The following is a 24192-nucleotide window of genomic DNA, read 5'->3' as shown; positions in this document are numbered from 1 at the left end:
CACCAGTAACACGCCAGTCAAGGCCGCTACACCAGACAAGGAGACCGAGGTGGCTGCAGTCGCAGAGACACCTGTGGAGACCGCCGCTTCGACGGCACCGCCGCAGAACGAGCCTCGTGAGGCTCGTCGCGGCGGTCGCGAGCGCAATCCCAACCGTGATCGCGGCAGCCGTGACGCAGACAAGAGCCAGTTCCTGGAGCGCGTTGTCACCATCAACCGCGTCTCCAAGGTGGTCAAGGGTGGTCGTCGCTTCAGCTTCACCGCGCTCGTGGTCGTCGGAGACGGCAACGGAATGGTCGGCGTCGGATACGGTAAGGCCCGCGAGGTCCCGACCGCTATCTCCAAGGGCGTCGAGGAAGCGAAGAAGAACTTCTTCCGCGTTCCCCGTGTCGGCCTGACCATCCCGCACCCCGTGCAGGGCGAGGCCGCAGCCGGCGTTGTCCTGCTGCGCCCGGCCGCGGCCGGTACCGGTGTTATCGCCGGTGGTCCGGTTCGCGCCGTGCTCGAGTGCGCCGGGATCCACGATGTGCTGAGCAAGTCGCTCGGTTCCTCGAATACCATCAACATCGTGCACGCCACGGTGGAGGCCCTGCACCAGCTCGAAGAGCCGCGTGCGGTTGCGGCTCGCCGTGGCCTGCCCTATGAAGACGTGGCCCCGGCCCGTTTCCTGCGTGCCGAAGCCGATGCAGCAGCAGCTGCAGCGACAGCAAAGGCAGGTGCCTGATGGCCGCGCGCCTCAAGGTGACACAGATCAAGTCCAAAATTAGTGAGAAGCAGAACCAGCGCGACACGCTTCGCAGCCTGGGTCTCAAGCGCATTGGCGACGTCGTTGTTCGTGAGGACAACTCGCAGAACCGCGGCTACGTCAACACCGTTGCTCACCTGGTGAAGGTCGAGGAGATTGACTAATGGCTGACGAGAAGGACGCTGTCAAGAAGACAGCTGACAAGCCCGCCACACAGAAGAAGGCTGCAGCCCCCAAGGCTGCTGCTGAGAAGAAGGCTCCGGCCAAGGCCGCCGCCGACAAGGCGCCAGCCAAGGCCGCTGCCGAGAAGAAGGCTCCAGCTAAGAAGGACGACACCGCCGCTGCCGCTGAGAAGCCGGCAGCCAAGGCAACCGCCCCGAAGAAGGCTGCAGCCCCCAAGAAGGCCCCAGCCGAACCGGCCGAGAGCCGCGAGCACGTACTGAAGGTTCACCACCTTCGTCCGGCTCCCGGGTCGAAGACGGCAAAAACGCGCGTCGGCCGCGGTGAAGGCTCCAAGGGTAAGACCGCGGGCCGTGGAACCAAGGGCACGAAGGCACGTTACAACGTGAAGATCGGTTTTGAGGGTGGGCAGATGCCGTTGCACATGCGCACCCCGAAGCTCCGCGGCTTCAAGAACCCGTTCCGGGTCGAATACCAGGTCGTCAACCTGGAGAAGCTCGCAGAACTGTACCCGAAGGGCGGCGAAGTAACTGTTGCGGACCTGGTCTCCAAGGGTGCTGTGCGCAACAACGAGAAGGTCAAGGTTCTCGGTAACGGGGACATTGCCGTTAAGCTGAACGTTGCAGTCGACAAGGTCTCCGGCTCAGCCGAGCAGAAGATCGTTGCCGCAGGTGGCTCTGTCAAGTAAGTCCGTAGACGCTGGTCGAGCTTGTTGGACCACCAGTCGAGAATTTCGCTGGTGTGATTTCGACAAGCTCGATCGACGCTATTAACTGGAGGCCTTTTGTTTAGCGCCATTGCGCGAATCTTCCGCACGCCGGACCTTCGCAAGAAGATCGGGTTCACACTCGCTGTCATAGCCCTGTTCCGGCTCGGTTCGTTCATTCCGACGCCGTTCGTCGACTTCCAGAACGTGCAATCCTGCCTTGCTGCGAACCAGGATGCCAGCGGTCTGTACCAGCTGGTGAACCTGTTCAGCGGTGGCGCGCTTCTTCAGCTCTCCATCTTCGCTCTCGGGATCATGCCGTACATCACGGCATCGATCATTGTCCAGCTGCTTCGCGTTGTCATCCCACACTTCGACACGCTGTACAAGGAAGGCCAGACCGGCCAGAGCACGCTGACGCAGTACACCCGCTATCTCACGATCGCGCTGGGCGTACTGCAGTCGACCACCCTGATCACGGTGGCCAGGAGCGGTGCACTTTTCGGGTCATCCGGTTCTCCAGAGTGTTCTCAACTGCTCACCAACGATGCCTGGTACGCCATCCTGCTGATGGTTCTCACCATGACCGCCGGAACCGGTGTGATCATGTGGATGGGCGAGATGGTCACCGAGCGCGGCGTCGGCAACGGCATGTCGCTCCTGATCTTCACGTCGATCGCCGCCCTGTTCCCGAGCTCGCTCGGTGCGATCGGACAGCAGAAGGGCATCGACACCCTGATCATCGTGATCCTGGTCGGACTCGTGATCACTGCGGCGGTGGTCTTCGTTGAGCAATCGCAACGCCGTGTACCTGTGCAATACGCCAAACGGATGGTCGGTCGGCGCACGTACGGCGGTAACAACACGTACATTCCGATCAAGGTGAACATGGCCGGGGTCATCCCGATCATCTTCGCGTCGTCGCTCCTGTACCTCCCGGCGCTCATCGCCCAGTTCAACCAGCCGCAAGCTGGTGAAGCACCGGCCGAATGGGTCACCTGGATCAACACCTACCTGGTGCAGGGGGATCAGCCGCTCTACATGCTGATGTACTTCTTGCTCATCATCGGGTTCACGTACTTCTACGTCGCGATCACCTTCAACCCGGAGGAAGTTGCCGACAACATGAAGAAGTACGGCGGGTTCATCCCCGGCATCCGTGCCGGTCGGCCCACTGCGGAGTACCTCGACTACGTCCTGACGCGTGTCACGCTTCCTGGTGCGCTGTACCTCGGGCTGGTGTCGCTGATTCCGCTCATTGCATTTGTGCTGATCGGTGCCAACCAGAACTTCCCGTTCGGTGGCGCCAGCCTCCTGATCATCGTCGGCGTCGGTCTGGAGACGGTCAAGCAGATCGACTCGCAACTGCAACAGCGTCACTATGAGGGTCTTCTCCGGTGACCGTGCGAGACGGCCGTGAACGGCCTCTTCACGGCGGTGCCCGGCTTCTGATCGTCGGTCCCCCAGGGGCGGGCAAGGGAACCCAGGCGGCGGTCCTGGCGGAGGCGTTCGACATCCCTGCCATTTCGACCGGGGACATCTTCCGCGCGAATATCAAAGAGGGCACGGATCTCGGCGTGCAGGTGCAGGAGATCGTGTCGTCCGGTTCGTATGTTCCGGACTCGCTGACCAACGCCATCGTGCGGGATCGCCTGCACCAGGACGACGCTCTCGTTGGCTTCCTGCTCGACGGGTATCCGCGAACCGCGGATCAGGTGCTCGAACTCGACAGGATCCTGGCAGAGACCGGGTCGTCGCTCGATGCCGTCGTGCAACTGGTGGCAGATCCGGATGCCGTCGTGGCACGGCTTCTCAAGCGAGCGCAGGAGCAGGGCAGGTCGGATGACACGGAAGAGGTCATCCGTCACCGCCAGGATGTCTACCATGACCAGACGGAACCGGTCATCGCGGCATACAAAGCGCGCGGCCTGGTCGTCGAGGTTGATGGGCTTGGCTCGGTCGATGAGGTGAGCGCTCGCGTGCGCGCGGCTCTCGCCGAGCGCGGTATCGACGACGCCGCTTGAGTATGCTCCGCAAGTCGATCTACAAATCACCGGCGCAGATGCGCCTCATGGTGGCACCGGGGTTGGCGACCGCGGCGTCTCTCGATGCTGCACGAGCTGTGCTGCGGGCAGGCGCGACGACGCTCGACATCGACGCGGCTGCGGAGGCGGCCATCACCGCGCGCGGCGGAAGTTCGAACTTCAAGCTTGAGCCCGGTTACCGTCACACGGTGTGCGCTTCCGTGAACGACGATGTCGTGCACGGCATCCCGAACACACGCGCCATCGCGCCCGGTGATCTCGTTTCGGTCGACAGCGGCGCCGTCATCGACGGGTGGAACGGTGACGCGGCCTTCAGCCTGGTCGTCCCCGATCCCGCGCAACCTGAGTTGGTTGCCGATCGCCAGAGGCTTGTCGAGGTCACCGAGCAATCGTTGTGGCACGGAATCGCGCGGTTGGCCGGTGCACGCCATCTCAACGAGGTGGGCGAGGCCATCGAGGACTACATCGAGTCCCAGGGCACCTACGGGATCCTCACGGACTACGTCGGGCACGGGATCGGACGCTCGATGCACGAAGCTCCACCCGTGTTCAACTATCGGGTGCGCCAGCGCGGGCCAGAGGTCAAGCCGGGTCTGGTGGTCGCGATCGAGCCGATGGTGGTACTCGGCGACATTGACACCTATGTGCGCGACGACGACTGGACCGTCGCGACCAGCGACGGAAAGGCCGCCGCACACTGGGAGCACAGTGTCGCCGTGCACAAGGACGGTATCTGGGTGCTGACCGCCGCCGACGGTGGTGCGGCGGGCCTTGCGCCCCTCGGTGTCTCGCCCGTCCCCCTGCCGTAATTCCTGCGCTCACGGCGTGGCGCTCTCGCCGAACCGTGACTTGTGCACCTTCCCATCGCGAGGGAACGTGTTCAGCTCACGGTTCGGCGTCAGCGCTGCGGCACGCGAACCGTGCCTGTGGATAACTTGCGACGGCAACGATGGGTTTGCGGCACTATCGGGGGATGGCTGAACGCATCAGGTTGCCGCGCGACCTCACCCTGGCGCCGTTCCTTTATGCTGAAGCGCGTGAGCGAGGTATCGGTCGGAGCCGTCTGCGAGGTGCCGATCTGACTGCTCCGTACCGTGGTGTTCGCATGCCAGCCACTGGTGACTCTGGAATCAGATCGGTCACGTCCCTGACCGAGGCATACGCAGCACGGATGCCGCGGGGCCAGGTATTCAGCCACGTCACCGCGGCGATGCTCCACGGATTCCCGCTCCCCTATCATCTCCAATCCGACCTGCGGCTCCACGTCACGGTTCCCGCAGGCAGCCGAGCGCCGCAGATGGAGGGCGTGATCGGACACGAACTTGCTGTCGGTCGAATGGATGTGGAGTTGCTCGATGCGCTCCCTGTGACGACGCCGTTGCAGACCTGGATCGACCTCGGCACCATCCTGAAGCTCGGGCAGCTCGTAGAGGTGGCCGACTTCCTTTGTGCGGGGAAGACGCCTCGCTACACACCGTCGGAGCTTGTCACGACTGCCGCGTCACTGATCGGCAGGAGGGGATGCCGCACTCTTCGACAGGCAGCGGCTCTCGCCCGTGCGCGCGTTGATTCACCCAAGGAGACTCAAACGCGGCTGCTCTTGATCGAGGCCAAGTTTCCCGAGCCGGTGACCAACTTCGAGGTCGTGGTCGCGGCGCCATTCACGCTTCATCCCGATCTCGCCTGGCCGGAGTTTCGCGCAGGTGTCGACTACGAGGGTGATGCGCATCGCGAGCGGAAGCGATTTCGGTCGGACATCACGAGGCGGGAACTGTTCGAAGACGCAGGATGGCGCGTAGTGCGGATCACTGATGACGACCTGAAAGACTCTGGACGAGGCCTGATCCGTCGCGTGCGCTCTGTTCTCATGGCGCGTGGCTGGCGCGGCTGACATCGCAACGCCGAGCTGTGAGCTGAGGACCTTCCAAGCGTGATTTAAGGTGCATAAGTCACGGCTCGGTGAGGTGGGGAGAGGGGGCGCGCGGGGAGAGGTGGGGGAGGAGGGCTACTGGTCCATGACGTGGACGAGCTCGTCGATGAACGAGGCGAAGTCGACGGAACGCTTGATGAGGCGCTGCACGTCGCCACGGTCGGCGAAGACCTCGACGAACTGGTCGAACACCGCCTGGAAGGTGCTGCGGCCGGCTGCGCTGAAGGCGATCAGTGCCACCACGTTCACCCGGTCCTCACCCCAGTCCATCGGTGCATCGTTCACCACGATGGCGATCGAGGTGCGATTGGCACTCATCGACATGGCATGCGGAACGGCCAGGTTGTCGGTGAACGCCGTGGACGACATCAGCTCGCGCTCAATCGCGCCGTCGACGTAACGGGCGTCGATGATGCCCTGCCCGATCATCCGTTCGCCAAGCGCCCGGATCATTGCCACCTCGTCACGGGCGTAGAAGTTGCGCACGAACAGCTTCTCGTCGAAGTACTGCAGCAACTCATCCTTGATCTGCGCCCGTCGCCGCAGGCGCCGCACGCGGCTTGCCGCCTGCCTGACCCGGTCGACGTCGCCCTCGGTGAGGAACGGCTGAATGACGATCACGCCATCGGCATGCAGTCGCGGATCGATGGTCGTCAGCACCAGATCGGCGTCGAGCGCGTCCCAGTCCACGTCACTGCGGGTCAGCACCGTCACGATCTCGAGGTCGTCGCCGAGCTCGCGCTCGATCCGCTCCCTCAGCAGCAGGTGCATGTCGTAGTAGTTCGGGCAGACCAGCGCGCAGGTCACCAACTCGCGACGCCTGGACTGTTGCTCCAGATGTGCGCCGACGTGCATCGCGATGTAGGCGATCTCGTCATCGTTGATGACGATCCTCTCCTGCCGCTGCAGCTCGCTCGCGATGAACACGGCCAGTTCGTAAGTCATCGGATACGACGTCTTGATCGCCTTGGTGAGCGGGTTCCGCGACCATGACTGTTCGTGCGCCCGGTTGATCAGGTTGCGCACGTGCATCGTCAGTCGAACCAAAAAATCGTCGTCAGCGAGATCGACCAGGTACTCCTCGCTCGCCCGCTGGACGATGCGGGTGACGACGTCGAGGTCGGCGGTGTCCACGTAGTTCTCGGCAAGGGCAGTCGCCGTCTCGCCCAGGCCAGGTGTGATCACCCGTGATGCGAGCAGCGCGGCGATGTAGTCGAGATCCACTGCAGCGAGTTCGACTCCGAAATGGGAGGTGACCAGCGCCGCAAGAGGCTTCACCAGTTCACTACGGCCAACGGATGCCGCGGCGACAGGCTCCTGGGCGACCACCGCTTCGGGCCGACTCGCCCTGTCCACGGCGATGGCCAGGTGCAGCAGCACGTTCTCGGTGCCGTACTCGTTGACGAAGTAGCCGCGGGCGTCGAGCATCGCGATCATATCGGTCTTGAAGCCGGGAAGGTCTTTCGTTCCGAACTCGCGCTGGATCGCGTCGAGTCCCTGCAGACCCCGCGAGCTCTCCTCGCGGAACATCCGGCTGAGCAACCGTCGCCGGTCTCCCTCCGCCCCGGAGAGTGTGACTCTGGCCCCGAGTCGCTCCAGCTGCAGATCCGTGCCGGGAAGGAGCGAGCGCACCTTCGTGAGGTCGGACTCCACAGTGGAATCGCTCACGAACAGTTGGGCCGCCACGTCGTAGACGTCGAGGCCACCGGACGAGTCCGTGAGCATGCGCACCAGGCGGTAGAGCCGGTCCTGCGGCGTGTCCGCATCGGCGACCCTTCCTTGCACTGCGCGGTATTCGGCCAGGCCCTCGCGATTCAACCGGTACCCGGCTGGGCCCGATTCGACGACGACCAGCGGATGCGCCCACGCCTTCACCGTGGTCACATAGCTCCGCACGCTGCGGGTCGTGACTCCGAGATGGTCGGCAAGCTCGCCAGCCGTCACCCAGGCCGACGCCTGGGACAGATAGTCGAGCATCCGTGTCGGTTTGTCCGCCATGTCTCTCCAGAGTCCTCCCCAGATTCAACCACAGCGGCACCAACGCCAGCGCGCCGCGTGCGGGCAGAACGCGGCTTCCGCGGGTGCGGAAGTGGTTCTGGTGGCTATCGTTCGCACAAATGGACACGATAGGAGAAGCTCAGCAAGACCCAGATTCAGGAAGGCGAATCGATGAAGATTCTCGTCGTGTGCGGCGCCGGCGCGTCCAGCACCTTCGTGGCACACCGCGTGCGGAAGACGGCGGCGGAGCGTGGCCTCGACATCGAGGTCGCGGCCGGAAGCGATGCCCAGCTGCCAGCGGCCTTCCCCGGAATCGACGCGCTGCTGATCGGGCCGCATCTCTCCGGCTTGTACGAAGACCTGCAGGAGGATCCCGCCGCTGCAGGCGTGGCGTTGGTGCTGCTCCCTGAGACGATCTTCTCGGCCAGGGATGGCAATGTGGCCCTGGACCTCGCCCTCGACGCGGTGGGGGCACGCTCATGAACCACACAATGACACTGGTTCGCCGCTATGGTGAAACCGAGGACGACAATCCGATTGGAAAGGCACTGGAATGGCTGAGCGCACTGTGCGGATCGGGTCGGCCCACGGGCTGCACGCCCGCCCCGCGAAACTCTTCACCCAGGCAGCGGCAGGGTCGGGCGCCAGCGTCACGATCTCCAAAGCAGGGGGAAAAGCCGTTAATGCGGCCAGCATTCTGGGCGTCATCTCGCTCGGCATCAACCACGGCGACGAGGTCACCCTCGCAGTCGACGGTGATAACGCAGACGTGGTACTCGAGGAGCTCTCAGAACTTCTCCTCACCGACCACGACGAGTAGCCCAGCCACCACCAGACCCGCCACCACGCGGACACGTCGCTCCCTCGCCCGATCGAGAGTAGAGGAGCTGTGATGGAACTGCACGGAATCGGTATCGGCCAGGGTGTCGCAATCGGGCCGGTGGTCCGGATGTCGGATCCACTTCCCGAACCCCCTGAAGCCCGAAGCGGACTGACGCCGGAGCAGGAAGGTGAACGGGCGCGCGTTGCGCTCGCCGCTGTCGCGGCTGACCTGACCGCTCGCGGCGCTCGCGCGGGCGGATCGGCACAGGACGTGCTCGAAGCCCAGGCGATGATGGCGGAGGACCCCACCCTCGTCGACGACGTCACCGTGCGGCTTGCCGACGGTAAGACGGCCGAGCGCGCGACATTCGAAGCGTTCGCCGCATTCCGCGACCTGCTCGTCGAGATGGGCGGCTACATGGCCGAGCGTGCCGCCGACCTCGACGATGTCTCCCAGCGGGTGGTCGCCGAGCTCGGCGGACTCCCCGCTCCAGGGGTGCCAGACCCCGATCATCCGTTCATTCTGGTCGCCCGCGACCTTGCGCCTGCCGACACCGCCCTCCTCGACCTCGACAAGGTGCTCGGGCTGATCACCAGCGACGGCGGTCCGACCTCGCACACCGCGATCCTTGCGAGGGAGAAGTCGATAGTCGCGATCGTCGGGGTGACGGATGCCGCCGGCCTTTCCGACGGAGACACGGTCATCCTGGATGCAGCCAACAGCCTCGTGAACAGCGACCCGGATGCCGGCGCCCTCACAGCGGCAGAGGCCCGCATCGCTGAGCGCGCCGCGCGAGCGGACGCCCCGATCGGGCCGGGTGCGCTCGCCGACGGCACCGCGGTGCCGCTCCTGGCGAACCTCGGCAACGCCGATGGTGCGGCCAGGGCCGTCGAACTCGGCGCGGAGGGCGTCGGCCTGTTCCGCACCGAGTTCCTCTTCCTCGGCTCGTCGTCTGCCCCGACCGTCATGCAGCAGCAGGAGCAGTACACGCGCATGCTCCGTGAGTTCGCAGGCAAGAAGGTCGTGGTGCGGGCGCTCGACGCCGGCGCAGACAAGCCGCTGGCATTCCTCAACGACGCAGACGAGGAGAATCCGGCGCTCGGCCTCCGTGGCCTCCGTGCACTTCGCGCGAATGAAGACCTCCTGCGCGAGCAGCTGACGGCGCTCGCCAACGCCGATGCGACAACGGATGCCGAGGTCTGGGTGATGGCCCCGATGGTGGCGACGGTGGAGGAGACCGAGTATTTCGTCTCCCTCGCACACGAGCTCGGTTTGAAGACCGCCGGCGTCATGGTGGAGGTGCCATCGTTGGCGCTGCTGGCCGACCGGGTGCTCGCCCACGCCGATTTCGCCAGCATCGGAACCAACGACCTGACGCAATACACCCTGGCCGCCGACCGCATGCTGGGCAGCGTCGCCGGATTCCAGGACCCCTGGCACCCGGCCGTGTTGAAACTCGTCGGCGAGGTCGGCGCTGCTGGCGCCGCCCTGGGGAAGCCGGTGGGCATCTGCGGTGAGGCCGCGGCCGACCCGCTGCTCGCCGTCGTGCTGGTCGGCCTCGGCGCGACCAGCCTGTCGATGTCTGCCTCAGCGCTCGCGGATGTGCGTGCGAGTCTCTCCCGCTTCACCCTTGAACAGGCCAGGCTCCTCGCCCAGGCCGCCCTCGCAGCCGATGGCGCGGCATCCGCTCGCACAGCGGTGACGGATGCCGCCGCCAACCTGACCGTTCCCGCCTGAACCACTCCGTTCAGGACTTCCACACCCCACCCCGAAGCTCCACCCCCATGAAAGAGGAACCGAAATGACAACGACGTCGCCACAGAAGGGCAAGGGTGGACGAGTCCACGTGCAGCGCTTCGGCACCTTCCTGAGCGGTATGGTCATGCCCAACATCCCGGCGTTCATCGCCTGGGGGCTGATCACCGCATTCTTCATCCCCACCGGGTGGACACCGAATGAGACGCTCGGCTCCCTCGTCGACCCGATGATCTTCTACCTGCTCCCGCTCCTGATCGCGAACCAGGGCGGCCGCATGATCTACGGGACCCGCGGAGGGGTGATCGGGACCATCGCGACGATGGGCGTGATCGTCGGCAGCGACATCCCCATGTTCATCGGTGCCATGATCGTCGGCCCCCTGTCGGCGTGGATCCTGAAACGGGTCGAGAAGCTCTGGGAAGGCAAGGTCAAGCCCGGCTTCGAGATGCTCATCGATAACTTCTCGTCCGGCATCCTCGGCATGATCCTGGCGCTGCTGGCATTCCTCGGTATCGCACCGGCCGTCACCTGGCTGAGCAACATTCTTGAGCTCGCCGTCGACTGGCTGATCTCGCTCAGCCTGTTGCCACTGGCAAGCATCTTCATCGAGCCGGGCAAGATCCTGTTCCTGAACAACGCGATCAACCACGGCGTGCTCACCCCGCTCGGCGTGCAGCAGGTCGAGGAGACGGGCAAGTCGATTCTGTTCCTGCTCGAGGCGAACCCCGGCCCCGGCCTCGGTATCCTTCTGGCCTTCTCGTTCTTCGGCCTCGGTATTGCCAAGGCCAGCGCACCAGGCGCGATTATCATCCAGTTCTTCGGTGGCATCCACGAGATCTACTTCCCGTACGTGCTGATGAAGCCGATGCTGGTCCTTGCCGCCATCGGCGGCGGCATGACCGGCGTGGCCATCAACGTGGCGTTCCAGACCGGGCTTCGCGCCCCGGCGTCGCCTGGCAGCATCATCGCGGTGCTGATCCAGACATCTCCCGACAGTTACGTCGGCGTCATCCTGTCGGTCATCGGTGCTGCGGCCGTCTCCTTCCTGATCGCCGCCGTGATCCTCCGCGCCAGCCGCAAGAAAGACCTGGCGGCGGGTGAAGACGGCGACCTGAGCGCGGCCGTTGCGCAGACCGAGGCGAACAAGGGCAAGTCCAGCTCGGTTCTTGGCGGCCTGGGTGCAACCGTCGGTTCTGCGGCGGATGCTCAGTCGACGGATGCCGCCGGCGCGCCTGGCACGACGGCGACCCGTGAGCTCCGAAACATCGTGTTCGCCTGCGACGCCGGTATGGGATCGAGCGCCATGGGAGCATCCGTTCTCCGCAACAAGATCAAGAAGGCAGGAATCAGCGGAGTCACGGTCACCAACCAGGCGATCGCGAACCTCGACGGCTCGGCCGACCTGGTCATCACCCACCAGGATCTCACCGACCGGGCGAGGCAGCAGTCGCCAGACTCCGTGCACGTCTCCGTCGATAACTTCATGAACAGCCCGAAGTACGATGAAGTCGTCGAACGGATCAACCGGAGCACGAGCGAAGGAGACGGTCAATGACCCAGAACATCCTGGAACAGTCGAACGTGGTGGCTGCAGGCCACGCCACCACGCGGGACGAAGCGATCCGTGAGGCCGGTGCGCTGCTGGTGGCGGCCGGTGCGGTGCGCGAGGACTACATCGACTCGATGCTGGAGCGCGAAGGTTCCGTCTCGACGTATATGGGCAACTTCCTCGCCATCCCACACGGCACCAACGAGGCGAAGGACTCGATCCAACGTTCAGCATTGTCGCTGGTGCGCTACGCCGAGCCGATCGACTGGAACGGCGACCAGGTGCGGTTCACGGTCGGTATCGCCGGCCTGAACAACGAGCATCTTGAGATCCTCTCCAAGATCGCCGTGGTGTTCTCCGACGAAGACGAAGTGGCGAAGCTGGTCGACGCCGGTTCGGCAGAGGAGATATTCTCCCTGCTGCAGGAGGTCAACGCAGAATGAAGGCTGTTCACTTCGGCGCGGGCAACATCGGGCGCGGTTTTGTCGGGCTTCTGCTGCACGAAGCCGGTTACGAGGTTGTCTTCGCCGATGTGAACGCCACACTCATCGATGCATTGCGCGGGGCGACGAGTTACGTCGTACACGAGGTGGGGGAGGAGTCCCAGGATCGGGTGGTCGATAACTTCCGCGCGATCAACAGCCAGGCCCAGGAAGACGAGCTCATCGACGAGATCGCGACGGCCGATGTCGTGACGACCGCCGTCGGACCGAACGTGCTTCGCTTTGTCGCCCCGGTGATCGCTGCGGCATTGCAGCGCCGTGACGATTCACTTCCTCCACTCGCCGTGCTCGCCTGCGAGAACGCCATCAACGCGACCGACCAGTTGGGCGAACACGTGATGGACAATATCGACGACGATGAGTGGGAGATCGTCGGCAACCGCGCCGTGTTCGCCAACACGGCCGTCGACCGCATCGTGCCAGGCCAGGCAGACGACGGCACCGACGTGACCGTAATTGACGTGACCGTGGAGAAGTTCTACGAATGGGTCATCGAGCAGAGTGCGTTCGACGGCCCGCCGCCACAGATCCCAGGAGCCACCTACGTCGACGACCTCACCCCGTTCATCGAACGCAAGCTGTTCACCGTCAACACCGGCCATGCCACGCTCGCCTATCTCGGCTTTGAGGCAGGCGTGTCGAAAATCTCCGATGCGATCCGCGTGCCTGCGGTGGCGGATGCCGTGCGCCGGGTGCTCGAGGAGACCTCGGCCCTGCTTGTGGCAAAGCACGGTCTCGACGAGGAGTCGCAGCGTGCGTACCGCGAGAAGATCCTGGTTCGCTTCGAAAACCCTGCCCTCCCGGATACTGTCGAACGGGTCGGGCGGCAACCGCTGCGCAAGCTCAGCCGGAGCGAACGCTTCATCGGGCCGGCGGCGGAGATCGCCGAGTCCGGGGGTACCCCCGTCGCGCTGCTGGAGGCCATCGGGGCTGCGCTGCGTTTTGATGTGCCGACCGACGAGCAGAGCGTCGAACTGAAGGAGCTGCTGGGCGCTGAGGCCCCGGAGTCGGTTGCGAGGCAGATCACGGGGCTCGACTCGGGGCATCCGCTCTTCGCCGACGTCGTGCGGCAGGTCGCCCTCGCCCAGCGGGCACAGGCAGATTGATCGAAACGGGCAAGTCGAATGGGCCGGCCGCAGATTATAGGGCCGGATTGCCAAAAGGCAAGAACATAGCATAGGATTGACCCTTGGTGTCGGCACTCCGCTTGGGGTGTGCCATTTTCACCCACTCCCACGCATGACCAGCAATCAATATTTGAGCGACAGTGAGGCTATGGCCAAAAAAGACGGTGTCATCGAAATCGAGGGTGCAGTAGTCGAAGCTCTTCCCAACGCGATGTTTCGCGTCGAGTTGACCAACGGCCACAAAGTTCTTGCCCACATCTCGGGCAAGATGCGCCAGCACTACATCCGCATCCTCCCAGAGGACCGCGTGATCGTGGAGTTGAGCCCTTACGACCTGACCCGCGGCCGGATCGTCTACCGCTACAAGTAACGACTGCTGTAAGTAACGGCCCTCGGCATTCTGAGGGTACGAAGACAGCGAACAAGGAATCATTATGAAGGTCAACCCCAGCGTCAAGAAGATCTGTGACAAGTGCAAGGTCATCCGCCGTAACGGCAATGTCATGGTCATCTGCGAGAACCCACGTCACAAGCAGCGCCAGGGCTGATCTCGACAAGCTCGATCAACGTCGAGCTCGTCGAGACACAACTCAATACGAGAAATAGCAATTCCGGGAACCCTCACGGGTGACACCATCGGTTGGAGGCCGATGCACAGGGATTGTTACAGACCTCCACTCACTCACAGGAGAAGCCACCATGGCACGTCTAGCCGGCGTTGACATTCCACGCGAAAAGCGCGTGGAAGTTGCACTGACTTACATCTACGGTGTTGGCCGCACGAGGGCACTCAAGACCCTCGCCGACACCGAAATCGACGGAAACATCCGAGTCAAGGACCTCAGCGACGAACAGCTGATCACGCTCCGTGACTACATCGAAGGATCCTTCAAGGTTGAGGGTGACCTCCGCCGTGAGGTCGCCGCCGACATCCGCCGCAAGGTCGAGATCGGTAGCTACGAGGGCATTCGCCACCGCAAGGGCCTGCCCGTTCGCGGCCAGCGCACCAAGACCAACGCGCGTACCCGCAAGGGACCCAAGCGCACCGTAGCCGGCAAGAAGAAGGCTCGCTAGGCCGCCGCCTAGCTCGCCTCGCCAACGTACATATTTAGTACAGGGATTCAGGAGAAATCATGGCAGCACCAAAGTCGGCCGTTCGGAAGCCGCGTAAGAAAGAAAAGAAGAACGTCGCTGTGGGCCAGGCCCACATCAAGAGCACCTTCAACAACACCATCGTCTCGATCACCGACACCACCGGTGCGGTCATCAGCTGGGCTTCGTCCGGCGGCGTTGGCTTCAAGGGTTCGCGCAAGTCGACTCCGTTCGCCGCACAGCTGGCAGCCGAATCTGCTGCCCGCCAGGCGCAGGAGCACGGCATGAAGAAGGTCGACGTTTTTGTCAAGGGACCCGGCTCCGGCCGCGAGACCGCGATCCGTTCGCTCCAGGCCGCAGGCCTCGAGGTCGGTTCGATCAATGACGTCACCCCGCAGGCGCACAACGGATGCCGTCCGCCCAAGCGTCGCCGCGTTTAAGGATCAGTAACATTTCCCGCTCACGTGAGCGGCGGCCGCTTTGCGGTCGTCGCTCACGAGCGGATACAACTCAATAACCTCGCCATTTAAGTGTCATATAGCGGACACTTAGCCGAAAGGAATCAATAGTGCTCATTGCACAGCGTCCAACGCTCACCGAAGAGAACATCTCGGAGTTCCGCTCACGGTTCGTCATCGAGCCGCTCGAGCCTGGCTTCGGATACACCCTCGGTAACTCGCTTCGTCGCACCCTGCTCTCCTCGATTCCCGGCGCTGCGGTCACCAGCATCCGTATCGACGGCGTGCTGCACGAATTCAGCACCGTCCCCGGTGTCAAGGAAGATGTCACCGAGATCATCCTGAACATCAAGGGACTCGTCGTCTCGAGCGAGCACGACGAGCCGATCACCGCGTACCTGCGCAAGCAGGGTTCCGGCCAGGTCACCGCGGCCGACATCTCGGCTCCTGCCGGTGTCGAGGTTCACAACCCCGAGCTGGTCATCGCGACCCTGAACGACAAGGCCAAGTTCGAACTCGAGCTAACCATCGAGCGTGGCCGCGGCTACGTGTCGGCTACCCAGAACCGCAACGAGTTCTCTGAGGCCGGCCAGATTCCGGTCGACTCGATCTACTCACCCGTGCTCAAGGTCACTTACCGCGTCGAGGCGACGCGTGCCGGTGAGCGCACGGACTTCGACCGTCTGGTCGTCGACGTCGAGACCAAGTCGGCCATCACGCCCCGCGACGCCATCGCATCCGCTGGTCGCACCCTGACCGAGCTGTTCGGCCTGGCCCGCGAGCTCAACACCGCTGCTGAGGGCATTGAGATCGGCCCGGCGCCGGTTGACGCCGTGCTCTCGAACGAACTGTCGGTCCCGATCGAAGACCTGGATCTTTCTGTGCGTTCGTACAACTGTCTCAAGCGCGAGGGCATCAACAACGTCAGTGAACTGGTTGCCCTGTCGGAGACCCAGCTCATGAACATCCGCAACTTCGGACAGAAGTCGGTGGATGAGGTCAAGGACAAGCTCGTCGAGCTCGGCCTGTCGCTGAAGGATTCCGTGCCCGGCTTCGACGGCGCGCACTTCTACAGCGGTTACGACGAAGAGACCGTCTAAGGCGCGTCGCTCGACTGCCTTTTACTTTTGATACTGGAGATTACCGACTATGCCTACACCCACTAAGGGACCCCGCCTCGGTGGCGGCCCGGCGCACGAGCGCCTCATGCTCGCCAACCTGGCTGCTGCTCTGTTCACCCACAAGTCGATCAAGACGACGGAGACCAAGGCCAAGCGCCTGCGTCCGGTTGCTGAGCGACTGATCACGTTCGCCAAGCGCGGCGACTTGCACTCCCGTCGGCGTGTGCTCGCCACGATCGGTGACAAGTCCGTCGTGCACGAGCTCTTCACCCAGATCGCACCGCTCGTTGCGGAACGCGAAGGCGGCTACACGCGCATCACGAAGCTGGGCTTCCGCAAGGGAGACAACGCCTCGATGGTGCAGATCGAGCTCGTTCTCGAGCCGGTCACCCCGAAGAAGCCGGCCAAGACCAAGACCGCATCGGCGAAGACCGCAGAGCCGATCGGCACGCCGGAAGCCGATGAGGCTCCGGCCGCTGAGACTGACGAAGCTCCCGCTTCTGAGGCCGCAGCGGTGGCTGAAGGCGAGTACGGTGCCGGTTCGGCCGCGCCACGTGAAGACGGTTCAGCTCCGTCTGACGAGTACACGGTCAAGGGCAACAAAGACTCGATGAAGTACCACACGGTCGAGTCTCAGTGGTACGAGAAGACCGTCGCCGAGGTCTGGTTCACAACGGCGGAGGCCGCAGAGGCCGCCGGCTTCGTTGCACCTGGCGCGCAGAGCGACGCTGAGCAGAGCGACGCTGAGCAGAGCGACGCCGAGTAGAGCGGCACTGAGTAGAGCGGCACTGAGTAACCTGAACCATCTGCAGTAAGAACTAACACGAGGGGCCCGACTTCGGTCGGGCCTCTCCTGCGTGCCCGCTGCGTGTCGCCGGCCGCGTGCCCGCCGTTGTCGCCGGTTGTGCCGACAGTCGCCGTTGCAGCGGGGTCACTGGGCGCAAATGGCGACTCTGGGCGGAGTTCAGCGCCGAGGGTTACCATCTGAACATGGCTGGCGAATCACGGCCACTGAGCGAGCGCGTGGCCGCACCCGAGCGATTGGCTGTTCCGACGCATCCGTCGGTTGCCAGGTGGCGGCCTGCGACGGATGCCGACGTCGATGCACTCTGGCACCTGCATCAGCGGATCGGGGAGATCGACCACCCCAATCATCTGATGACCAGGGAGAGCCTGAAGGCATTCCGCGCTCTCAGCTACTACCACCCGGAGCAGGATTCGCTGGTCGGGATCGACTCCGGCGGCGAATTGATCGCGCACGGCATGGCGGTCATGCCGCCGAGGCAACGAACGTTGGTGCGCTCGATCCTGCTCGGTGGCGTGCACCCGGCGAGGCGGCGGCGAGGAATCGGACAGGCGCTGTTCGACTGGCAGATCGGTCGTGCCAGGCAGCAGCTTGCGGCCTCACAGAAAACGCTCCCGGGGTGGATCGTTGCCTATGCGGATGGGCGGGCGCCCCAGAACCAGGCCTTGTTCGAAAGGAACGGTCTCGCGTTATCGCGCTACTTTTTGGGTTTGGGACGCGGTCTGACCGAGCCGATCACGCGGGTGCAACCGGCCGACGGCATCCGTCTGGTGCCATTCAGCGTGGCTCTGTCGGCCGAGATCCATGCCGCGAGGGACGCGGCATTCGCCGACAACTGGGGAAGCCAGCCTCTCAGCGAGGAAGGCTGGCAGCTGGTTGTGCACGGCTCCACGTTTCGAGCAGAACTCTCCTTCGCGGCACTGGTCGGCGCACCAGACGACGGCGAACCGGGCGCCGGCGAACACGTGGTGGGTTTCCTGTTGGCCGCCGTCAACGAGGGCGACTGGCCGCACCAGGGCTTCAGTAGCAGTTACATCAGCATGGTCGGCGTGCTGGCCGAGTGGCGGGGCCGGCACATCGCCAGCGCCCTGCTGACCGCACACCTCGACGCAGGCCGAGCCCTCGGGCTCGACCGGGCGACACTCGACGTCGACTCGAACAGCCCGACGGGCGCACTCGACCTCTACACGGGCATGGGCTTCGCTCGCACCCACAGCAAGCGTGCGTTTGTACTCGAGCTGTGACGCGGCAAGTTAGTCGCGCGGAGGCCGCTTCCTGATTTCCGTCGGCTGCTTCGGAGGCGGCAGATCGGTCAGCCGCTCCAGCGCCGCGGCGACGCAATCGGCGTAGATTCGCCCACCGGTCGGACCAGGGTGAATGTTGTCTTCGGCGAGAACGTCGGTGTGCGGGGCGATCGCCGTGCTCCAGTCCGCGAGCTCGACGAGACGGTGTTCAGCGGAGAACTCGGCAAGCGCCTGGTTGACCCCGGCGATCCAGTCGCGGTCGGCGAAGGTGTTGATCACCACGAGTTCTCGATCTGGCCCCAGTATCGACTCGATCGCGGCGAGGTCTGCCTCGTCGATCGGGCCGTTCGTGCCGAGGCCGACGAGAACGACAGGCCTCAGCTGTCCAGTGTCCGCCAGCGACGTGAGGATTGCCGGCGCGGTCTGCATGCTGCGCGACACCGCAGCGTCGATGGCGATTCCGGGGAAGCTGGCCTGTAGTTCCGGCGCCGCGGCGAGCATGACGGAATCGCCGACGGCGGTGATCTTGTCACCGGTGGGAATCGCCCCGGCCGGCGCTGGCGCCTGGCGCCTGGCGGCCTGGCGAGCGGCTTCCTCTGCGGCTTTCTCGGCGGCGCGCGCCGCGGCATCCGCTGCCCGCTGGCCGCGTTCGATGGCGGCCTGCGCGCTCGACATGCTGGGTGCAGACGCGATAGCGGCCGTCGTTCCGGCCGTGAGGAAGAGGGCGGCGACCGCTGTTGCCACGATGAACTGCGTGCGGAGCCTCGAACCGTCAGACAATCGGGTGACGATCCGCAGTGTTCCGCGGAGCCCCAGCCGGCGAATCGGCTGCTCGAGCCAACGGTAGGAACACGCGGCGGCCAGGAGGGTCACGGCGATGGCGATCAGCGGCGGCCAGGCGACGGATGCTGCGTCAGGCGTCGGCCACGCGGCGAGCAGCAATACGATGACCGGCCAGTGCCACAGGTAGATGCCGTACGAACGCTCACCGATGTAGCGGAGGGGGCGCCAATCGAGTGCGCGGCCGAACCGGCCACCGCGCACGCCGGCCCAGATTACGACGGCGGTCAGCAGGCAGACGACGACCAGGCCTCCGCGATAGGTCACCGTGCCGTCGTCTGGGAGCCAGATTGCTGCGCCAACGACACCGAGGAGTGCAACCAGTCCCAGCCACGGGCGGATGCGCGGCAGTTCGTTGCGCTGGGAACTCGGGCGCCGAAGCAGCATGGCCAGCGCCGCACCGATGAGCAGGCCGAAGCTGTGGGTGTCGGAACCGTAATAGACGCGGGTCGGGTCGGCGCCTGGCTGGTAGAGCATCGCCATCGAGGCCGCGGAAGCCAGAGCCGCAACGCAGACGACGACCAGGCGAAGTCGCGGCTTTCTGATGAGGAGGACGGCGAGCAGCGCCAGCGGCCACAAGAGGTAGAACTGCTCTTCGACGGCGAGCGACCACAGGTTGCGGAACAGCTCTGGCTGCCCGCTGCTGAAATAACTCGCGTCGCTCGCGATCGACACCCAGTTATAGCTGAATGTCGACGCACCAGCGAGCTGCCAGCCGATGCCGACCAGGATGTCGCCGCCGATGAGCCAGGCGACGGTGCAGCAGATCAGCACCAGGGGGATGAGGGGCGGCACCAGTCGCCGCACCCTGCGCTGCCAGAACCTCGCGAGCGAGAGGTGACCGAAGCGCTGGTGCTCGGCGACCAGAAGGCCGGTGATCAGGAAGCCGCTGATCACGAAGAATACGTCGACGCCGATGAATCCTCCGGGGAGCGCGGAGGGGAAGAAGTGATAGACGACGACGGCGATGACGGCAATGGCACGGAGCCCGTCGAGGCCGGCGAGCCGATGGGTCACCGAACTCGCCGCTGCGGGCAGCGACGTAGCCGGTGCGCTGGAAATGGCGATGCTGGAGGTCATATTGGGGGGAGGGCCGTGGCCCGCCATCCACGATAACCCGGGCGGAGCAACCGACTGAACTGGCAGGCTGAAACCGGCCAGGCGAATAAGCTGGGCGGATGAGCAATCCGGCCGGCGACGAACTCCCCACCACCCGGATCAGGCTCGACATTGCCTACGACGGCACCGACTTCAGCGGCTGGGCCCGCCAGCCGGGGGAGCGCACGGTGCAGGGCCAGATTGAAGCGGTTCTCGCGACGATTCTTCGCCGGCATCCGCCGTACCCCACGCTGGTCGTCGCTGGTCGAACGGATGCTGGAGTGCACGCGGTCGGACAGGTGGCACACCTCGACCTCACCGATGACCAGTGCAGGGCGCTGCTTCGACGGCGTCACGGCAAGGGCAAACCGAAACCGGTGCCCACTCTCGCTGACGAGATCGTGCACCGTCTCCGCGGCATCCTGAACAGCCAACCGGACATCATGATCCTCGGTGCCTCCGTCCCACCGCCTGGGTTCGATTCCCGCTTTTCTGCCATCTGGCGGCGCTACGAGTACCGGCTGGCGGATTCGTCTGCCCTGCACGACCCGCTGCAGCGAGTGCGCACCACGTGGCATCATGCGTCACTCGACCTGGAGTCGATGGATGCTGCTGCTGCAACCCTCGTCGGCCTCCACGACTTTGCCGCGTACTGTAAACGACGGCCAGGAGCGACGACGATCCGCACGCTGCAGGACTTCCGCTGGCGACGGGACGGCGACGGGTTGCTGATCGCGTCGCTGAAGGCCGATGCCTTCTGTCACAGCATGGTGCGTGCGTTGGTCGGCGCTACCGTTGCGGTTGGGGAGGGGAAACTGGCTGGCTCGCGACTGGTCGACCTGCGCATCGACCGGGCGCGGACCAGCGAGTTCGCCGTGATGCCGGCTCGCGGGCTCACTCTCATCCAGGTCGGGTATCCCGCGGATGCGGAACTCGCGCTTCGTGCCGCCGAGACCAGGGCCAGGCGGGAACTCCCCGAAGAGTGACGAACGCGGCGGCCTCGCGGGTGTCAGGTGCGTGCTCCGGGGCTTGCGTCGATCAGCGCAGCCTGTCCTTTAGGCGCCGGCACCGCCGTCAACCGGCACGAGCGCGCCGGTTACCATCGATGCGCGGTCGCTGAGCAGCCACGCGGCGACCTCTGCGACCTCGTGGGGCTCGGCCATGCGGCCAAGGGGGATCGACGCGTTGATGTGCTCGATGACACCGGGGGTCGCCGCTTCCCACGCGTCAATCATCTCCGTGGCGGTGCCACCGGGAGTGATGCCGTTCACCCGGATGCCTTGGGGTGCCCAGGTCACGGCTGCGGTCTCGGTGATGCTGTTGAGGGCGCGCTTCATGGCGCCGTATGCGGGGAGCGCGGGGTTCGCGCGGCGGCTGCCGATACTCGAGGTGTTGACGATCGCTCCGCCTCCGTTGTGTCGCATGAGTGCGGCCTCGGCGGTCATGGCGGTCCAGTGCGAGCGAAAGTTCACGGCGAACTGTTCGTCGATGTCGTCGTCGCTCGTGGTGTCGAGCGGGCCGGGCTGCTGGACGGCCGCGCCGTTGTTGAAGGCGCCGTCGAGCCGCCCGTGCAGCTCTTCGACGCGGTTGACGGCAGCGCGGATACTCGCACGGTCAGCGAGGTCAAGGGCAGCGGCGTCGGCGACGCCTCCGTCGGCGCGGATCTCAGAGACGATGCGGTCGAGGGCGTCGGAACTACGGGCGGCGAGCACGACGGCGGCGCCCTCGCGTGCGAAGAGCCTGGCCGCAGCTGCGCCGATGCCGCGACTGGCGCCGGTGATGAATACGACCTTGTCGGTGAGCAGGCCGATTGGGGTGGTGTCGATGTTGTCTGTCATGACCCCAGTGTCGTTCCAGACTGGATGCGGATGCAGGCACAGACGGTACTAGGATCCGTCGACGTATAAGGGGCAGACTTGGGATATGGATAAGCACGACCTCGGAGCGTTTCTCCGCAGCCGACGCGAGCGGCTTCGGCCGGAAGACGTCGGCCTGCCGTCTGGTCCTCGGCGGAGGACCCCGGGCCTCCGCCGTGAAGAGATCGCGGTGCTCGCGCACATCTCCACCGAATACTACGTGCGGCTTGAGCAGGGCAGGGCGCCGCGTCCATCAGGCGAGGTGCTCGCCGGGATCGGAGGCGCCCTGCGACTCACTGATGCGGAGTCCGACCACCTTCACCTCCTCGCGGGCACAGCCCCGATCCGGTCCGGCCTGCATCCCCGCGATGTACGCCAGAGTATCCTCGCGCTGCTCGAGCGGCTCCCCCAGACGGCCGCGCTCGTGATGTCCGCCGCGTTCGAGGTTCTCGCCTGGAACGATCTCGCGGCGGCTCTCATGGAGGACTTTGCCGGGCTCGCCCCCGCGGACCGCAACCTTGCACGGAAGGCGTTCCTCGGGCCGGCGCAACCTGATGCGCCTCTCTATGGAATCTCCGATGGCGCCGAGTTTCGCCAGACTGTCGTCATGCAACTCCGCGCCACGCTCGCCCGGTATCCGACTGATCCAACGGTGAGCGGCCTCGTTGACGAGCTCCGCGATGGCAGCCCTGAGTTCGCCCGGCTCTGGGAGCGGCGGGACGTACAAGTGGCGCCGATGCTCACGAAGACTTTCCGGCACCCAGCCGTCGGCGAAATCACGGTTGACTGCGACTCCATGAGGATCGCGGACCGCGACCAGCACCTCGTGTTGTACACCGCGCCGCAAGGCTCCCGTGACGCGGAGGCTCTCGCTCTTCTGAACGTACTGGGAACCGAGGGCATCACAGCAGGCAGAACCATTTGAATCGACGTATATAAATGCGAGTTTGCCCCTTGATATTGTTGGAGACAATCGAAGCTGTGTGCTATTGTTGACCTATCAGAGTCACTCGTGCCGAGATGAGATCTGGAGTCAGGATGCGTTTGCCGTCCCTGCACGAGAAGTGTCTGTATGAGAAGTGCCTGTACGAAAACGTCCCGCCGTGTTAATACCGGGCAAGACCGTAGCGACCGGATTCGATTTGATCCTCGATCGCCTCGATGAAGCCACGGCCTCGCAGTCCGAGACGAATCGGGCACAGGCGCGGTTGTGGGCGTCGCTCGCTGAGCTGATGCGGCTCGCGCGGGCGAACCCGCACGTCTATCTGCGTTCCGGAGGGCTTACTGGGCGGGATGCGCTTGAGCTGGCCGAGGAAGCGGCGGCGTTCGACGCTGGCCTGCGTCTTCACCTCTCCGCAGGTCAGGTGCGTACGTTGGCCCACCGCGCGCAGCTACTCGAAGACCGGCTGCCCCGGCTGCGCGCCGTATTCGCGGCAGGCGAGACAACGACGGCGCATGTCGGCGCGGCACTCGACCTGCTGAGCGGCTGGGACGACGACACCGCAGTGCGACTCTTCGATGAGCAGCTCGCCGAACCGGCTGGAACCCTCACACCGGCCGCGTTCCGGGCACGTGCCAGACGGGCGAAGGAGAAGCTGCACGAGGAACCCGCCGAAGCCCGACACGCTCGCGCGTTCGCAGGCAGGGGCGTGTGGATGGAACCGGCAGAAAACGGCATGGCATGGGTGCACGCGCTCCTGTCAGCACCAGATGCCGTTCGTATCGTGTCCCGCCTCAACGCCACCTCCCGCGCAGAACAGAAGAAGACCAAGGTCGGAGATTCCAACTGGCGTTCACGTGACCAGATTCGTGCCGATCTGGCCGCGGCGTGGCTCGCGGGTGACGGCACGCCAACGGCCGCGAAAGTGCGGCCCGTGCTGCTTGTGCCGCTGCTATCCATGATCGGCGGAGGAGACGAGCCGATCGAACTACGCGGATATGGCACCATCGACCGCGACTCCGCTGCCCGGCTGTTCGCCGAGGCACCCTCGTTCAGGCGCGTGGCCACGAACCCGTTCACCGGTGAGAAGCTCACCTACGACCGCGAACGTTACCGCCCCACCCAGGCGCAAAAGGACTGGATCGCGTTTCGCTTCGAGAACTGCATCGATCCCACCTGCAACCGGGCCGTCGACGACACCGATGTCGACCATCTCGAAGAATGGGTACGTGACAACGGCAGAACCAACGAAGACAACCTGTTCCCGCTCTGCGAAAAGAGCAACCGTCGCAAGAACCTCAGCCGATTCGACTACGAACGCCTCCCGAATGGTCGAGTCTCCATCACCACACCGACCGGCCTCACGGTCACCAC

Annotated in this window: 26 protein-coding genes; 23 read left to right on the top strand and 3 right to left on the bottom strand. The window is 64.6% G+C overall.

Annotated features, from left to right (window positions below; all coding sequences use genetic code 11):
• The first annotated feature begins 49 nt into the window (after window positions 1-49).
• The 7 genes from rpsE (at window position 50) to K323_RS23375 (ending at window position 5567) form a co-directional block, all read left to right on the top strand.
• A complete protein-coding gene (gene rpsE, locus K323_RS0100135) occupies window positions 50-724 on the top strand; it encodes a 30S ribosomal protein S5 (protein WP_026851039.1) in 675 nt (224 codons plus the stop codon).
• Entirely contained in the window at window positions 724-909 is a 186-nt protein-coding gene (gene rpmD / locus K323_RS0100130; protein ID WP_022883265.1) for a 50S ribosomal protein L30, read from the top strand. The genes rpsE and rpmD overlap by 1 nt, the downstream gene beginning before the upstream one ends.
• The gene (gene rplO, locus K323_RS0100125; protein WP_022883264.1) at window positions 909-1613 is read left to right on the top strand and encodes a 50S ribosomal protein L15; all 705 of its coding nucleotides are present in this window, start codon (window positions 909-911) and stop codon (window positions 1611-1613) included. Before rpmD ends, rplO begins: the two co-directional genes overlap by 1 nt.
• Window positions 1614-1709: 96 nt before the next feature.
• A complete protein-coding gene (secY, locus tag K323_RS0100120; RefSeq protein WP_022883263.1) occupies window positions 1710-3032 on the top strand; it encodes a preprotein translocase subunit SecY in 1323 nt (440 codons plus the stop codon).
• Window positions 3033-3034: 2 nt separating this feature from the next.
• A complete protein-coding gene (locus K323_RS0100115) occupies window positions 3035-3655 on the top strand; it encodes an adenylate kinase (protein WP_051147152.1) in 621 nt (206 codons plus the stop codon).
• Between the two features lie 2 nt (window positions 3656-3657).
• Window positions 3658-4485: a type I methionyl aminopeptidase gene (gene map / locus K323_RS0100110; RefSeq protein WP_022883261.1), complete on the top strand. Its 828-nt coding sequence runs from the start codon at window positions 3658-3660 to the stop codon at window positions 4483-4485.
• A 164-nt stretch (window positions 4486-4649) separates the two neighbouring features.
• The gene (locus tag K323_RS23375) at window positions 4650-5567 is read left to right on the top strand and encodes a hypothetical protein (RefSeq protein ID WP_022883260.1); all 918 of its coding nucleotides are present in this window, start codon (window positions 4650-4652) and stop codon (window positions 5565-5567) included.
• A 114-nt stretch (window positions 5568-5681) separates the two neighbouring features.
• On the opposite strand, the gene K323_RS0100100 is transcribed toward K323_RS23375, so the two are convergent.
• On the bottom strand, window positions 5682-7604 hold the full coding sequence (locus K323_RS0100100) for a BglG family transcription antiterminator (RefSeq protein WP_022883259.1): 1923 nt from the start codon (window positions 7602-7604) through the stop codon (window positions 5682-5684).
• Between the two features lie 171 nt (window positions 7605-7775).
• Between K323_RS0100100 and K323_RS0100095 the strand changes: the two genes are divergently transcribed.
• The 13 genes from K323_RS0100095 (at window position 7776) to K323_RS0100035 (ending at window position 18084) form a co-directional block, all read left to right on the top strand.
• Window positions 7776-8087: a PTS sugar transporter subunit IIB gene (locus K323_RS0100095; RefSeq protein ID WP_022883258.1), complete on the top strand. Its 312-nt coding sequence runs from the start codon at window positions 7776-7778 to the stop codon at window positions 8085-8087.
• 70 nt (window positions 8088-8157) lie between these two features.
• Entirely contained in the window at window positions 8158-8424 is a 267-nt protein-coding gene (locus K323_RS0100090) for an HPr family phosphocarrier protein (protein WP_022883257.1), read from the top strand.
• 72 nt (window positions 8425-8496) lie between these two features.
• On the top strand, window positions 8497-10164 hold the full coding sequence (gene ptsP / locus K323_RS0100085) for a phosphoenolpyruvate--protein phosphotransferase (RefSeq protein ID WP_022883256.1): 1668 nt from the start codon (window positions 8497-8499) through the stop codon (window positions 10162-10164).
• A 64-nt stretch (window positions 10165-10228) separates the two neighbouring features.
• Window positions 10229-11740, top strand: coding sequence for a PTS mannitol transporter subunit IIBC (locus tag K323_RS0100080; RefSeq protein WP_022883255.1), 1512 nt, complete (start codon window positions 10229-10231; stop codon window positions 11738-11740).
• Complete coding sequence (locus K323_RS0100075; protein WP_022883254.1) at window positions 11737-12177, top strand: PTS mannitol transporter subunit IIA; 441 nt, start codon at window positions 11737-11739, stop codon at window positions 12175-12177. The genes K323_RS0100080 and K323_RS0100075 overlap by 4 nt, the downstream gene beginning before the upstream one ends.
• Window positions 12174-13343, top strand: a complete 1170-nt coding sequence (locus K323_RS0100070; RefSeq protein ID WP_022883253.1) for a mannitol-1-phosphate 5-dehydrogenase — start codon at window positions 12174-12176, stop codon at window positions 13341-13343. Before K323_RS0100075 ends, K323_RS0100070 begins: the two co-directional genes overlap by 4 nt.
• A gap of 169 nt (window positions 13344-13512) precedes the next feature.
• Window positions 13513-13734: a translation initiation factor IF-1 gene (gene infA / locus K323_RS0100065; protein ID WP_022883252.1), complete on the top strand. Its 222-nt coding sequence runs from the start codon at window positions 13513-13515 to the stop codon at window positions 13732-13734.
• Window positions 13735-13798: 64 nt separating this feature from the next.
• Window positions 13799-13912 (top strand): 50S ribosomal protein L36, encoded by a 114-nt coding sequence (gene rpmJ, locus K323_RS0100060; RefSeq protein WP_022883251.1) that lies wholly within the window; start codon window positions 13799-13801, stop codon window positions 13910-13912.
• A 151-nt stretch (window positions 13913-14063) separates the two neighbouring features.
• The gene (gene rpsM, locus K323_RS0100055; protein WP_022883250.1) at window positions 14064-14438 is read left to right on the top strand and encodes a 30S ribosomal protein S13; all 375 of its coding nucleotides are present in this window, start codon (window positions 14064-14066) and stop codon (window positions 14436-14438) included.
• A 59-nt stretch (window positions 14439-14497) separates the two neighbouring features.
• Complete coding sequence (gene rpsK, locus K323_RS0100050; RefSeq protein ID WP_022883249.1) at window positions 14498-14896, top strand: 30S ribosomal protein S11; 399 nt, start codon at window positions 14498-14500, stop codon at window positions 14894-14896.
• A 128-nt stretch (window positions 14897-15024) separates the two neighbouring features.
• On the top strand, window positions 15025-16014 hold the full coding sequence (locus K323_RS0100045) for a DNA-directed RNA polymerase subunit alpha (protein ID WP_022883248.1): 990 nt from the start codon (window positions 15025-15027) through the stop codon (window positions 16012-16014).
• Between the two features lie 49 nt (window positions 16015-16063).
• Window positions 16064-16801 (top strand): 50S ribosomal protein L17, sunset domain variant, encoded by a 738-nt coding sequence (gene rplQ / locus K323_RS0100040; RefSeq protein ID WP_022883247.1) that lies wholly within the window; start codon window positions 16064-16066, stop codon window positions 16799-16801.
• 224 nt (window positions 16802-17025) lie between these two features.
• Window positions 17026-18084: a GNAT family N-acetyltransferase gene (locus K323_RS0100035; protein ID WP_022883246.1), complete on the top strand. Its 1059-nt coding sequence runs from the start codon at window positions 17026-17028 to the stop codon at window positions 18082-18084.
• Window positions 18085-18093: 9 nt separating this feature from the next.
• On the opposite strand, the gene K323_RS23370 is transcribed toward K323_RS0100035, so the two are convergent.
• Complete coding sequence (locus K323_RS23370; RefSeq protein ID WP_022883245.1) at window positions 18094-20004, bottom strand: acyltransferase family protein; 1911 nt, start codon at window positions 20002-20004, stop codon at window positions 18094-18096.
• A 98-nt stretch (window positions 20005-20102) separates the two neighbouring features.
• On the opposite strand from K323_RS23370, the gene K323_RS0100020 reads away from it, so the two are divergent.
• Window positions 20103-21008, top strand: a complete 906-nt coding sequence (locus K323_RS0100020; protein ID WP_022883244.1) for a tRNA pseudouridine synthase A — start codon at window positions 20103-20105, stop codon at window positions 21006-21008.
• Between the two features lie 69 nt (window positions 21009-21077).
• Here K323_RS0100020 and K323_RS0100015 read toward each other — a convergent pair whose 3' ends face one another.
• Window positions 21078-21860 carry an SDR family NAD(P)-dependent oxidoreductase gene (locus tag K323_RS0100015; RefSeq protein ID WP_022883243.1) on the bottom strand — a complete coding sequence of 261 codons (783 nt, stop codon included), beginning with the start codon at window positions 21858-21860 and terminating at the stop codon, window positions 21078-21080.
• An 85-nt stretch (window positions 21861-21945) separates the two neighbouring features.
• On the opposite strand from K323_RS0100015, the gene K323_RS0100010 reads away from it, so the two are divergent.
• Together K323_RS0100010 and K323_RS0100005 are read left to right on the top strand one after the other, a co-directional pair.
• Window positions 21946-22803, top strand: a complete 858-nt coding sequence (locus tag K323_RS0100010) for a helix-turn-helix transcriptional regulator (RefSeq protein WP_022883242.1) — start codon at window positions 21946-21948, stop codon at window positions 22801-22803.
• 178 nt (window positions 22804-22981) lie between these two features.
• Window positions 22982-24192: HNH endonuclease signature motif containing protein (locus K323_RS0100005; RefSeq protein ID WP_022883241.1), on the top strand; the 1211-nt coding region annotated here is incomplete at its 3' end.

The organism is Glaciibacter superstes DSM 21135 (assembly GCF_000421145.1).
Classification (GTDB): domain Bacteria; phylum Actinomycetota; class Actinomycetes; order Actinomycetales; family Microbacteriaceae; genus Cryobacterium; species Cryobacterium superstes.
This window is presented reverse-complemented; position numbering and strand designations above follow the sequence as displayed.